Origin of the sequence: Pseudogemmobacter faecipullorum (assembly GCF_020539525.1) — a bacterium.
Lineage (GTDB): Bacteria > Pseudomonadota > Alphaproteobacteria > Rhodobacterales > Rhodobacteraceae > Pseudogemmobacter > Pseudogemmobacter faecipullorum.
This window is the reverse complement of sequence record NZ_JACDXX010000003.1, coordinates 270,533-283,024: the sequence shown is the minus strand read 5'-3', so window position 1 is coordinate 283,024 and position 12,492 is coordinate 270,533. Positions and strand designations below refer to the sequence as shown.

The window sequence follows — 12,492 nt, the reverse complement described above, 5'->3', positions numbered from 1 at the left end:
GTCCGGGTGGTTAGCTCAGTTGGTAGAGCGCTTCGTTTACACCGAAGATGTCGGGGGTTCGAGTCCCTCACCACCCACCACTTTTAGCCTCTGATCGCAAATAAACACTTTATTACAGGGGCTTAGTGCCGCTATTGGTGCCAGAGCGAGGCAAAAACGCTGGCCGCAAAGCTACGAGAGCGGAAGGAAAAGGGCGAACGTTTCTACGCCCGGCTCGCCGTTCCGGCCGCTTTAAAACCGATCCTGAGTAAGTCCGAACTGATTGAGGCACTCGGTGCAGATCGCAAGGCTGCGCTCTACAGGCAACCAGCTGCTGTAACGCGCCTGCAGACCCAGATCGCTCACGCCAAGAAAAAGATCGAAGCTCGCCTCCTATATTGGTCGGATGGCAAAAGCACCGCTTACCGATTTGGAAGTGTCAGACCTGCTGAGCAAGGTCTGGAACCAGCTCGCACCCGAATGGGGCGCATCCATACATGGCGACACAGCGCTGAAATCTGCATCACTGGCGCTGATGATGATCAACACGGCCTTCACGAACATACTGGACAAAGAATGGCGGGGCCTGGCGCCCTACCCTCTCAGGATCACATCGAAATAGACCGCCACGCCGCCGGGTCGAAAGGCTCGCAGCGAACGATTGCCATGCCACCCGGGCTGGCATCACTGCCGGTGATGGTGACAGATGCCGGGGCGACCAGCGCGATGCGGTCTGCCGTGGTGGGCGTGACGCCCTCGGCCGCCATCATCACGCGGATATCGCTGGCCCGGATCTCGGCCCCGTCAACCAGCCCAAGGCCAATGGTGTCCTGCATCACGCGGATGGGGTGCGTGGTGGGTGGGCCTTGAACGGGTTCCCACTCGGGTCCGGTCGGCACCCCCGGCCGGATCAGGGTCGCGGTAAAGCCGACCTCGGCAAGGCTGGCCGCGACTTCTTCAGCGATGGCGGTCCAGTCTTCAGCCATTGGGTGCTCCCAAACGTAAATGGCCCCGCGAACCGCGAGGCCACCTTGCGTCAATCTCACGACATTCAGTCTTTAATGACGTGCCAGACCCCACCCTTGCCGTCGCCAAGCATATCCCCGGCTTTGGTATCCTCGGCGTAGAGGTAGGTCGGCTTTCCGTCATAGGACCATTGATGGGTTCCGTCAGTACGCTCAACAAGCGTCCAGCCTTCACCCTTATCTTCGCCCGCTTTACCGATGTATGGCGGCCATTTCGTCGCGCAATCATCGTAGCAAGCGGATTTGCCGCCTTCATCCTTGTCATAGGTGTAAAGCGTCATCTTCGCATCATTGGTCAACAGGGTTTGTGCAGAAGCAACACCAACTGGCAGAATGACCAGAAATGCAGATAGCAAGGAGATTGATGACTTCATCACTTCCACTCCCGGAGCATGCTGAGCCACAGATTGGGGGGCACGGCAACGCTGCTCCGAGACGCAGCCATGAGCCACCCAGTCAACAGCTGCGCCTGTGAAACACGTCTGTCACTTCACCTTTTCGAAATGAGCGCAGAGCCGCTAGGGTCAGGACCCATTGATTGTGCTGCTGTTTGGTGATTCAGCAGGTGTCAGGAGCCCCTTCTGATGAGCAATCTATTCTGGCTGACTGACGCACAGATGGCGCGGCTCGAGCCGTTTTTCCCCAAGAGCCATGGCCGCCCGCGCGTCGATGATCGCCGTGTCTTGAGCGGCATAATCTTTATCAATCGCAATGGGTTGCGCTGGTGTGATGCGCCTCGCGAGTATGGTCCATCAAAGACGCTCTACAACCGCTGGAAGCGCTGGAGCCGGATGGGGGTGTTCACCCGAATAATGCACGGCCTGGCATCGGAGGCTGCCGACGAGAAGACCATCATGATCGATGCGACAACCTGAAAGCTCATCGCACGGCCTCCAGCCTGCGGGTGAAAAAGGGGGGCGTGGTCGCCTGATCGGTCGCACGAAGGGTGGTATGAATACCAAGCTTCACGCCGTTGCCGATGCCCAGGGCCGCCCGATCAGCCTGTTTGTCACAGCCGGTCCGGTCAGCGACTACAGCGGAGCCGCTGCTCTGCTACGCAGCTTTCCAAAGGCAGAGTGGATGCTGGCGGATCGGGGATACGATGCCGATTGGTTCAGAGATGCGTTGAAAGACAAAGGCATAAGCGCCTGCATCCCGGGGCGGAAAACCCGCAAGAAGACAGTTCGATACGACAAGCGCCGCTACAAACGCCGCAACCGCATCGAGATCATGTTCGGCAGGCTCAAGGACTGGCGACGAGTTGCAACCCGATACGACAGGTGCCCCATTGTCTTCCTCTCGGCCATAGCCCTCGCCGCAACCGTCCTCTTCTGGCTCTAAAGTTAATGAGTCTGGAGCCTAGCCACTCGCCCCCATTGAAATTGCTAAGAAATGGGTAAACCTCACCACCTACCACTTTAAGCCCCCGATCGAGAATAAAACTTTTGATTACGGTGGCTTAGTGCCGTTGTTGGTACCAGATCGAGGCAAAAACGCTGGCCGCAAAGCTATGAGAACGGAAGGAAAAGGGCGAACGTTTCTACGCCCGGCTCGCCATTCCGACAGCTTTGAAGCCGATCACAGGTCCGTCTGAACTGACTGAACCGCCGAGCGCAGATCCTAAGATCGCGCTCTACAGGCCCCCTGCCGCCATTCGGCACGGGCTCTTTCGCCCGGCTTACCGTTCCGGCCGTTCTGAGGCCGATGAGCGACAGGTCCGATCCTCGGGCAATGCAGGCCCGGACTGGCGGGCCGTGCCCAGAAGCTTCCCGCCTGCAGATGCAGATTGCCCAGGCAGTTCTGCAGGCTCTGCCCCGCCAGCCCCCGGCCAGTGGCCTTTCGCCTCACCCCGGGGTTTCGCCTTTATTTTCGCACGCGATGAGGTGCTTTCGCCCGCTCTCACCTCTTGCGATTTTTCGCCCCCGGGCCTAAGCGGAGCCATGACCCAAGCTCATCAGCGCCTCCTCATCATTGATTTCGGTTCTCAGGTGACGCAGCTCATCGCGCGGCGGCTGCGTGAGCTGAATGTCTATTGCGAAATCCATCCCTATCAGAGCGTCACCGACGCCTTCCTGAAAGACTTCGCCCCCCAGGCGGTGATCCTTTCCGGCGGGCCGGATTCGGTCACGCGCCCCGGCAGCCCGCGTGCGCCCGAAAGCCTCTGGGGCTTCGGCGTTCCGGTGCTCGGCATCTGCTATGGTCAGCAGACCATGATGCATCAGCTGGGCGGGCTGGTGGAAACCGGCCATGGCACGGCCGAGTTCGGCCGCGCCTATGTCACCCCGAAAGGCCAGGATCTGCCGCTGCTGGCGGAATGGTTCACCGAAGGGGATGAACAGGTCTGGATGTCGCATGGCGACCATGTGTCGAAAATTGCCCCCGGCTTTGAGGTCTATGGCACCTCGCCGAATGCGCCTTTCGCCATCACCGCTGACCCCTCGCGCAATTTCTATGCGGTGCAGTTCCACCCCGAGGTGCATCACACCCCGAAGGGCGCGAAGCTTTATGAAAACTTCGTCCGTCTGGCCGGCTTCACCGGCGACTGGACCATGGCGGGCTACCGTGAACAGGCGATTGCCGCCATTCGCGAACAGGTCGGCGACAAGCAGGTGATCTGCGGCCTTTCGGGCGGCGTCGACAGCTCGGTCGCGGCGATCCTGATCCATGAGGCGATCGGCGATCAGCTGACCTGCGTCTTCGTTGACCACGGGCTTCTGCGCAAGAACGAGGCCGAAGAAGTCGTGAAGATGTTCCGCGACAATTATAAGATCAGGCTGATCGCGGCGGATGAATCCGAGCTGTTCCTCGGCGAGCTGGAAGGCCAGTCTGACCCCGAGACCAAGCGCAAGATCATCGGCCGTCTGTTCATCGACGTGTTCCAGAAATACGCCAATGAAATTGAGGGCGCGGAATTCCTCGCCCAGGGCACGCTTTACCCCGATGTGATTGAATCGGTCTCCTTCTCGGGCGGCCCATCGGTCACCATCAAATCGCACCATAATGTCGGCGGTCTCCCGGAAAAAATGGGGCTCAAACTGGTTGAGCCGCTGCGCGAGCTGTTCAAGGACGAGGTTCGCGCCCTTGGCCGCGAGCTGGGCCTGCCCGCCAGCTTCATCGGCCGCCATCCCTTCCCCGGTCCGGGTCTGGCGATCCGCTGCCCGGGCGAGATCACCCGCGAAAAGCTGGCGATCCTGCGCGAGGCCGATGCGGTCTATATCGATCAGATCCGCAAACACGGTCTCTATGATGAGATCTGGCAGGCTTTCGCGGCGATCCTGCCGATGAAAACCGTAGGCGTGATGGGCGATGGCCGGACCTATGATTTCGCGGTCTCGATCCGTGCGGTCACCAGCGTCGATGGCATGACGGCAGATACCTATCCCTTCAGCCATGAATTCCTTGGCGAGACCATGACCCGCATCATCAATGAGGTGAAAGGCGTGAACCGGGTGTTCTACGATCTGACCTCGAAGCCGCCGGGCACGATCGAGCTGGAGTGATCCCGGCCCTGCTCCGGAGCTGAAAATACAACGCGCGGCAGACCCCTGCCGCGCGTTTTCTGTTTCAGCGCGAAAGCAGGGCTGGCAATTCCGGCACAGCCGGAATTCGTGCCTCTTCGTCATATTTTCGTGACGTGGCGTCGTGATTGACGCTTCACGGCCCGGGTTCATAGCCTTTTTCCAAGGGAGCCTTTGGAGGGGATGGGGAAAGCTATGAAATATCTGACAAGCGTTTCGCTGCTGGCGCTGAGCGCCGTTGCAGCTCAGGCTGGCGGCATCGAAAGATCGCATTCGCCCTATGCCATCCTGTGGGAAAAGGGAAATTACGTCGAGCTGAGCTATGGCCGGGTGATGCCCGACCTGACCGGTGAGCGTCCGGTTGCACCGGGGGTGTCGCTGGGCTCGGGCAATATTCTTGAGGATTTCAGCCAGGTTGGCCTCGGCTTGAAATATCAGCTGAACAGCAATCTCGATCTCGCGATTGTCTTCGATCAGCCGATGGGCGCGGATATCGCCTACCCGGGCGGGCTTATCTCCGGCCCGGCCCCCTATCCGATCGCGGGCTCCAATGCCGAGATTGAGACCAATGCCATCACCGCGATGCTGCGCTATAAATTCGACGACAGCTGGAGTGTGCATGGCGGTCTGAAACTGCAGCGCACTAAAGGCAATGTTGAGCTGTTCAACACGGCCTTCCCGGGCGGCCGCTATGCGATGGAAACCTCGAGCGAGACCGATGCCGGTTTCCTCATCGGCGCCGCCTATGAGCGCCCTGATATCGCACTTCGGGTCGGGCTGACCTATCAGTCGGCGATCAAGCATGACTTTGAAGTGATGGAGGGCTTTGGTCCGGGCGCGCCCACCACCGCCGGTGCCATGGAAGTTGAGACGCCGCAGTCGCTGACGCTTGATTTCCAGTCCGGCATTGCGGCTGACACCCTGCTCTTCGGCTCGCTGCGCTGGCGCGAATGGTCGGCCTTTGACATCACCCCGCCGCTCTATTCCTCGATCGGCTCGTCGGATCCGCAGAACCCCAATAATGCGCTCGTCGATTATCCGCGCAATGTGGTGACGCTGAACCTCGGGCTGGGGCGCAAATTCACCGAGAATTTCTCGGGCATGGTCTCGATCGGCTATGAAAAGGCCAATGACTTCCGCACCTCAAACCTCGGGCCGCATAACGGCATGAAAAGCATTACCGTGGGCGGCTCCTGGACCCAGGATGCCTGGAAGGTCTCAGGCGGGGTGAGCTATATCAAATTCGGCGATGCCGAAACCTATGCCCCGGTCTCGGGCCAGTTTGCCGATAATGATGTGGTCGCGGTCGGGGTGAAGGTCGGCTACAGCTTCTGATCCTGCTCCGGCCCTGCAAGGGGCTGGTGCAACAGCGTTTTTCATCGAACTGCCCGCTTCCGCCTCCCGGAAGCGGGATTTTTATTGCTTCAGTTCCGCGCGCGGGCTACCTCCGGGCTGAATTTCGCATGGGGCCGTTATGATTTATTCCACCGGCGAGGCCTGGAGCCAGGCCAAGAACAAGCAGGTGCTGCTGTTTGGCATGTCAGGCCTCGGCAAGACCTATCTCTCGAATATGCTGCGCGCGGCCCCCCCGGATGAGGGCGGCTGGTTCCATTACTCGGTCGATTACCGGATTGGCACCCGCTATATGGGCGAGTTCATTGCCGATAATTTCAAGCTCGAGGCGATGAAAGTGCCGCTGCTGCGTGAGCTGCTGATGTCCGATTCGGTCTGTATCGCCTCGAATATCACTTTCAACAATCTGGCGCCGCTTTCGACCTATCTCGGCAAGCCCGGCGACAGCGCCCGGGGCGGCCTGGCCTTTGGCGAATATATGAAACGCCAGGAGCAGCACCGCGAGGCCGAGATCGCCGCCACGCTCGACACGCGCTGGTTCATCGAGCGCGCCCGCGCGCTCTATGGCTATCAGCATTTCATCTGCGACACTTCCGGCTCGGTCTGTGAGGTGGTCGATCCCTGGAATCCTGAGGATCCGGTGATGAGGCAGCTCTCGGAAACCCTGCTGCTGGTCTGGATCAAAGGCTCCGAAGCCCATACCGAAGAGCTGGTGCGCCGTTTTGACCGCGCCCCCAAGCCGATGTATTACCAGCCCGCCTTCCTGCATCAGATGTGGGAGGAATACCGTGGCAGCCATGACGTGACCGAGGCCGGTTGTGATCCCGACCACTTCGTGCGCTGGACCTATGCGCGCGCCCTCGCCCATCGTCAGCCGCGCTATGCGCAGATGGCCGAATGGGGGGTGACGGTCACTGCCGATGAGGTGGCCCAGGTCCGCAATCCTGCGGATTTCAATGCGCTGATCGCCGCAGCCATTGAACGCAAGCGCAGAGCGGCTTAGGTCTCTGCTATCCCTCCCGGTCCGTTCAGGCCGGCCAGTTCAGGAAAGCCCGATGCCGATTACCCTGCCAGAAACCCTTCCCGCCTTTGACGTGCTGCAGCGCGAAGGCGTGATGGTGATGTCGCCCGAACGGGCGGCGAGGCAGGATATCCGGCCGCTGAAAATCGGCCTGCTGAATCTGATGCCGAAGAAGATCCAGACCGAGAACCAGTTCGCGCGGCTGATCGGGGCGACGCCCTTGCAGATTGATCTGCAGCTGATCCGCATGACCGAGCATCAGACCAGAAACACCGCTGCCGAACATATGGCGACCTTCTACCGCTCGTTCCAGGAGGTGAAGGAGGAGAAGTTCGACGGCCTGATCATCACCGGCGCGCCGATTGAGCATCTCGAATTTTCCGAGGTGACCTATTGGGATGAGCTCTGCGAGGTGTTTGACTGGACCCAGAGCCATGTGCATTCGACCTTCGGCGTCTGCTGGGGCGGCATGGCGATGATCAATTATTTCCACGGCGTGCCGAAACATCTGCTGCAGCAAAAAGCCTTTGGCTGTCACCTGCATGACAATATCGCCCCCGCCTCGCCCTATCTGCGCGGCTTCTCGGATGATTGCTTCGTGCCGGTCTCGCGCTGGACCGAGATGCGACGCGGCGAGATCGAAGGGCTCGACGGGATGAAAATCCTGCTCGACAGCGAGGAGACCGGGCCCTGCCTCGTCGATGATCCGAAACGCCGCGCGCTTTATGTGTTCAATCATTTTGAATATGACAATGACACGCTGAAGCAGGAATATGACCGCGATATTGCCAATGGCACGCCGATCGAGGTGCCGGTGCATTATTATCCGGCCAATGATCCGTCCCGGGTGCCGCGCAACCGCTGGCGCGGCCATGCGCATCTGCTCTATGGCAACTGGATCAATGAGATCTATCAGACCACGCATTTCGATCCGGCGCTGATCGGATCGGAGAGGGTCTGAGCCCTGCCTCAGGCCTGAGAAGGCAGTTGCGGCCCCGGCGCCGCGCCGCCAGACTGGCCCCCTTAAAGAGGGGGGCCGCCCCCTGACAGCACCCGGAGCCCCGCCAATGGATCTGCCCTTTAACGGCGCCATCAGCCAGTATTTCCGCGACGAAGCGCCGGAAGAGATCCGCGCCGCGATCCGCGCCGATGACGGCAGCAGCATTCTGACCCCCTCTTATCCCTACCGCGATGAGATGAAGCGCCGCGATTATGATCAGGCGATGGAGGGGCTGCAGCGCCAGCTGGTCCGGCTGCAGGCCGATCTGAAGGCCACCGGCAAGCGGCTGATTGTGCTGTTTGAGGGCCGCGATGCCGCCGGAAAAGGCGGTACAATCGACCGGTTCAGCGAGAATCTGAACCCGCGTCTCGCCAGTGTCGTCGCTTTGCCCACGCCGTCAGACCGCGAAAAATCACAATGGTATTTCCAGCGCTATATCGACTGGCTGCCTGCAGCCGGTGAAATGGTGCTGTTCGACCGCAGCTGGTACAATCGGGGCGTGGTCGAGAAGGTTTTCGGCTTTTGCACCGCCGCCGAGCGCGAGCGTTTCTTCACCCAGGTGCCGCAGCTTGAGGCCGCCCTGGTCTCAGAGGGCATTGTACTGATCAAACTCTGGCTCGAGGTCGGCCGGGCTGAACAGCTGAAGCGCTTTCTGGCGCGCGAACAGGATCCGCTGAAACAATGGAAATTGTCGCGCATCGATATTGAGGGGCTGGCGAAATGGCAGGATTATTCCGATGCCATCGCCGAAACGCTTGCGCGCAGCCATTCCGCCGCCGCGCCCTGGACGGTGATCCTGTCGGATGACAAGCGCCGCGCCCGGATTGAGGCGATCCGTAAAGTCTTGCTCTCAATGGATTATCAAGGCAAGGATCCGGTTAAAATCGGCAGTCCGGATCCGCTGATCTGCGGCGGGCCCGAGCTGTTGCCGGCGGATCTGCGGCCAGAGGAAAGCAGGCAGGGGTGAAACGCGGCTATCATCATGGCAATCTGCGCGAGGCTCTGGTCGCGGCGGCGCTGGAGCTGATCACCGGGCGCGGCCCCCAGGGCTTTACCCTGTCAGAGGCGGCGAAAGCCGCCCAGGTGACGCCGGCGGCGGTCTATCGCCATTTTGCTGGCCGCGATGATCTGCTGGCCGAGGTGGCGCGCCAGGGCTTTGGCATTTTCGCCGCTTTGCTCGATTACGCCTGGGATGACGGCCGCCCGACCAAACTCGCGGCCTTTGAGGCGACGGGCCGGGCCTGGCTGGCCTTTGCCCGCAAATATCCCGGCCATTATCAGGCGATGTTTGAAAGCGGGCTGCAGCCCGGCAATCATCCCGATCTGGCGATTGTCTCCGGGCGGGCGCGGGCGCTGATGGACCGGGCCGCCGAAGGTATGCTCGAGGCCCTGCCCGCCACGCGCCGCCCGCCGGCCTCGATGGTCTCGGCCCATATTCAGGCGATCAATCACGGCATGGTCGAATTATACCTGCGCGGCAATGGCGGCGCCCAACCCTGGCCCGTCGAGGATCTGCTCGAGGCCGGGATCGGCATCTATCTGCGCGGTCTGGGCGTGCTCGCCCCCGACGATTAGCGGCGCGGCCCCTGGCGGCCCAGAGCGCCCCCCCCGGGATATTCAGCGGCCAGATGAAAAGCCGCCTTCATCTGGCCCTTAAATATCCCCGCCGGAGGCTTCCCCGGGGCCTGCACCCCGGGGAAGGTTCTCAGCGAAACAGCACGAGGGCTGAGGGCGACCAGGCCAGCTCGACTTCGGTGCCGACCTCCAGCACCTTGCGGCCCGGCACATTGCGCATCGAGAGCCGCACCTCGACATCGGTGCCACCGATGAAGACATCGTAATAGGTCATATCGCCGAAATAGATCACCTCGTCGATTTTACCCTTCACGCTGCGCTCATCGGCCTTCTGGCCGGGATAGAGCAGGGTCAGGGTCTCGGGGCGCAGCCCCACCACCGGCTCCCCCTCGCCCGAGGGCGGCGGTGCCTGATCAGCCTCAAGTGTGACCCGGCCAAGGCCTTTGGCCTCGACCTCGATCTGGCCGTTGTTCTCCGACAGGATCTCACAGGGGATGAAATTCATCGTGCCGATGAAATCGGCCACCCGGCGGCTGTTCGGGCGGCGGTAGAGGGTCTCGGGATCAGCGAGCTGGGCGATCTGGCCCTCAAACATCACCGCGATCCGGTCCGACATCACCAGGGCCTCTTCCTGGTCATGGGTGACGAGGATGAAGGTAATGCCGACCTGGCGCTGCAGTTTGATCAGCTCAACCTGCATATGCTCGCGCATTTTCTTATCCAGCGCCGAGAGCGGCTCGTCGAGCAGCAGCACCTTCGGCTTCAGGATCAGCGCCCGGGCCAGTGCCACGCGCTGGCGCTGGCCACCGGACAAAGCATGGGCGGCGCGGCCACCATAGCCTTTCAGCCCGACCATGGTGAGCGCTTCCTCGACCGCTGCGGCCTTTTCGGCCTTGCTGCGCGGATCGCGGCGCAGGCCGAAAGCGACGTTTTCGGCCACCGACATGTGCGGGAAGATCGCATAGCTCTGGAACACCATATTGGTCGGCCGAGCATTGGCCGGCACATTGGCCATATCCTTGCCATCGATCAGCATGACCCCGGCATCAATGCCCTCAAATCCGGCAATGGTGCGCAAAAGCGTGGTCTTGCCACAGCCCGAGGGCCCGAGCAGCGAGAAGAATTCCCCCGCCCGGATCGAGCCGTCAATGCCGCGCAGGGCATGGTAATCGCTGTAGTATTTATGAATGCCGCGGAACTCGATCATCGCGGGGCGCTGATCTGCCTGGGGGCGTTGCTCGGGTCTGGTCACAGGAAGCCTCCGGTATCCTTGCCGCCGGTTTTTGCGATGCCGCGACGACGGAAATATTCAGCAATGGTCAGAAGAAGGATCGAGAGCCCGACCAGAATGGTGCCGAGCGCCAGCATCGAGGGCACTTTGGCCGGGAAGCGGAACTGGCCGAAAATATAGACCGAGAGGATCGGCTGGCCCGAACCAAGGAAGTTCGCCACGATGAATTCATCGATCGAGATGGTGAAGGTGATCAGGAAGGAAGACAGGATCCCCGGCATCACCAGTGGCAGGATGATCAGGCGGAAGGTCGAGGCCGCGCTCTCGCCCAGATCCAGCGCCGCCTCTTCCAGCGAGCGGTCAAGCGACTGGAAGGCCGAGGTCAGGATCACCACCGCATAGGGGGTGCAGAGCAGTACATGGCCCATGATCACGGTAAAGATCGACAGATTGACGCCGATGCCGAGCAGCAGGATCAGCAGCGCCATCGCGACGATCATCTCGGGCAGCACCAGGGGCAGCATGATAAAGCCCATCACCACCGGCTTGCCCGGCCACTGATAGCGCACCGAGGAGCGCGCCGCAAAAATCCCGAGCACGGTCGAGAGCACCGCGGTCGAAAGAGCAATGATCAGGCTGTTTTTCAGCGCCTTCCACAGGTTCGGATCGGCCCACATCTCGGTGAACCATTTGGTGGTGAACCCGCTCAGCGGGAAAGAGACGATGGCCGAATTGTTAAAGGCGAAGACCGGCAGAATCAGGATCGGTCCGTAAAGGAAGATCAGATAGGCGATGGCATAGGCTTTAAAGCCAGGGGCTTTGCTCATGATTTCCGGCCTCCGAGGAAACGGCGGTTCCACAGGATGAAGATGAGCGAAATCACCGCCACGATCATCATCGAGGTCGCCGCCAGCGCCGAGCCCATGGCAAAGTTGCGCCGTTTCAGCAGTTCCACCTCAACGAGGTTTGAGATCATCGGCACCTTGCCGCCGCCGATCAGCTCGGGGGTGACATAATCGCCGACGGTGGGAATGAAGACGATCAGCACCGCCGCAATCACCCCGGTCATCGACAAAGGCAGAGTGACGCGCAGGAAGGTGACCCATTTGGTCTCGCCCAGATCCTGACCGGCCTCGAGCAGCGAGCGGTCGACCTTTTCCAGGGCGATAAAGATCGGCAGCACGGCGAAAGGCGCATAGGCATGCGACAAGGTGATGATGATCGACAGGATGCCGTTTGACAGAATATTGAGCTGGCTGTCCATCAGCCCGAGGCCGATCAGCGAGCTGTCAACAATGCCGTCATAGCCCAGAATGGTGCGCCAGAGCGCGACGCGGATGATATAGCTGGTCCAGAACGGAATGGTGATCAGGAACAGCCAGAGCGATTTTTTCGAGGCCTGGACGTGGAAGCTGACGAAATAGGCGATCGGATAGGCCAGCAACACGGTGGCGAGCGTCACCGAGAAGGCCACCAGCAGCGCCCTTCCCATCACCAGCAGATAGGGTGCCTTGCTCAGCGCCTCGGGGATCTTGCCCCAGTCACCGCTGAAGATCAGATCGAGAATATTTCCCGGGCCGCTGCGGAAGAAACTATAGTAATTCTCTGCGGTCAGCGGCAGTGAAACCGTGCCGCGCCCCCCGGTCATGATTGAGTAAATCAGGACGGTGGCCAGTGGTGCTGCCAGGAGCAGCAATGTCACCAGCGCCGGAGGCGTGATCAGCAGCCATCCGGTCCTTCCTTCGGTAGATTTGGTTTGCGCCATCGGCCCCCCCGCCGTGCCAGAGAGT

At 60.7% G+C, this 12,492-nt stretch carries 11 protein-coding genes, 1 tRNA gene and 2 pseudogenes; 9 read left to right on the top strand and 5 right to left on the bottom strand.

Annotated features, from left to right (window positions below; genetic code table 11):
* The first annotated feature begins 4 nt into the window (after nucleotides 1-4).
* Nucleotides 5-80 (top strand) — tRNA-Val (locus H0485_RS04980).
* Nucleotides 81-159: 79 nt separating this feature from the next.
* Nucleotides 160-336: pseudogene (locus tag H0485_RS21810) on the top strand (DUF6538 domain-containing protein); the annotation flags it as partial.
* Nucleotides 337-587: 251 nt separating this feature from the next.
* On the opposite strand, the gene H0485_RS04975 reads toward H0485_RS21810, so the two are convergent.
* Both H0485_RS04975 and H0485_RS04970 read right to left on the bottom strand, forming a co-directional pair.
* Entirely contained in the window at nucleotides 588-965 is a 378-nt protein-coding gene (locus tag H0485_RS04975) for a hypothetical protein (RefSeq protein ID WP_226934249.1), read from the bottom strand.
* 65 nt (nucleotides 966-1,030) lie between these two features.
* Nucleotides 1,031-1,378 (bottom strand): COG4315 family predicted lipoprotein, encoded by a 348-nt coding sequence (locus H0485_RS04970; protein ID WP_226934248.1) that lies wholly within the window; start codon nucleotides 1,376-1,378, stop codon nucleotides 1,031-1,033.
* Nucleotides 1,379-1,588: 210 nt separating this feature from the next.
* Here H0485_RS04970 and H0485_RS04965 point away from each other — a divergent pair.
* From H0485_RS04965 to H0485_RS04935, 7 genes and pseudogenes are all read left to right on the top strand, one after another.
* Nucleotides 1,589-2,345: pseudogene (locus tag H0485_RS04965) on the top strand (IS5 family transposase).
* A 599-nt stretch (nucleotides 2,346-2,944) separates the two neighbouring features.
* Nucleotides 2,945-4,504: a glutamine-hydrolyzing GMP synthase gene (guaA, locus tag H0485_RS04960; protein ID WP_226934247.1), complete on the top strand. Its 1,560-nt coding sequence runs from the start codon at nucleotides 2,945-2,947 to the stop codon at nucleotides 4,502-4,504.
* Between the two features lie 213 nt (nucleotides 4,505-4,717).
* Nucleotides 4,718-5,857, top strand: coding sequence for an OmpP1/FadL family transporter (locus tag H0485_RS04955; protein ID WP_226934246.1), 1,140 nt, complete (start codon nucleotides 4,718-4,720; stop codon nucleotides 5,855-5,857).
* 139 nt (nucleotides 5,858-5,996) lie between these two features.
* The gene (locus tag H0485_RS04950) at nucleotides 5,997-6,878 is read left to right on the top strand and encodes an ATPase (RefSeq protein ID WP_226934245.1); all 882 of its coding nucleotides are present in this window, start codon (nucleotides 5,997-5,999) and stop codon (nucleotides 6,876-6,878) included.
* Between the two features lie 52 nt (nucleotides 6,879-6,930).
* Nucleotides 6,931-7,857 (top strand): homoserine O-succinyltransferase, encoded by a 927-nt coding sequence (locus H0485_RS04945; RefSeq protein ID WP_226934244.1) that lies wholly within the window; start codon nucleotides 6,931-6,933, stop codon nucleotides 7,855-7,857.
* Between the two features lie 106 nt (nucleotides 7,858-7,963).
* Complete coding sequence (gene ppk2 / locus H0485_RS04940) at nucleotides 7,964-8,863, top strand: polyphosphate kinase 2 (protein WP_226934243.1); 900 nt, start codon at nucleotides 7,964-7,966, stop codon at nucleotides 8,861-8,863.
* Nucleotides 8,860-9,471: a TetR/AcrR family transcriptional regulator gene (locus H0485_RS04935; protein ID WP_226934242.1), complete on the top strand. Its 612-nt coding sequence runs from the start codon at nucleotides 8,860-8,862 to the stop codon at nucleotides 9,469-9,471. Before ppk2 ends, H0485_RS04935 begins: the two co-directional genes overlap by 4 nt.
* A gap of 130 nt (nucleotides 9,472-9,601) precedes the next feature.
* Here the strand turns inward: H0485_RS04935 and H0485_RS04930 are convergent, their stop codons facing one another.
* The 3 genes from H0485_RS04930 to H0485_RS04920 are packed head-to-tail and all read right to left on the bottom strand — an operon-like array spanning nucleotide 9,602 to nucleotide 12,467.
* On the bottom strand, nucleotides 9,602-10,678 hold the full coding sequence (locus H0485_RS04930; protein WP_226934308.1) for an ABC transporter ATP-binding protein: 1,077 nt from the start codon (nucleotides 10,676-10,678) through the stop codon (nucleotides 9,602-9,604).
* A 41-nt stretch (nucleotides 10,679-10,719) separates the two neighbouring features.
* A complete protein-coding gene (locus tag H0485_RS04925) occupies nucleotides 10,720-11,529 on the bottom strand; it encodes an ABC transporter permease (RefSeq protein WP_226934241.1) in 810 nt (269 codons plus the stop codon).
* Complete coding sequence (locus tag H0485_RS04920) at nucleotides 11,526-12,467, bottom strand: ABC transporter permease (protein WP_226934240.1); 942 nt, start codon at nucleotides 12,465-12,467, stop codon at nucleotides 11,526-11,528. The genes H0485_RS04925 and H0485_RS04920 overlap by 4 nt, the downstream gene beginning before the upstream one ends.
* Nucleotides 12,468-12,492: the final 25 nt, after the last annotated feature.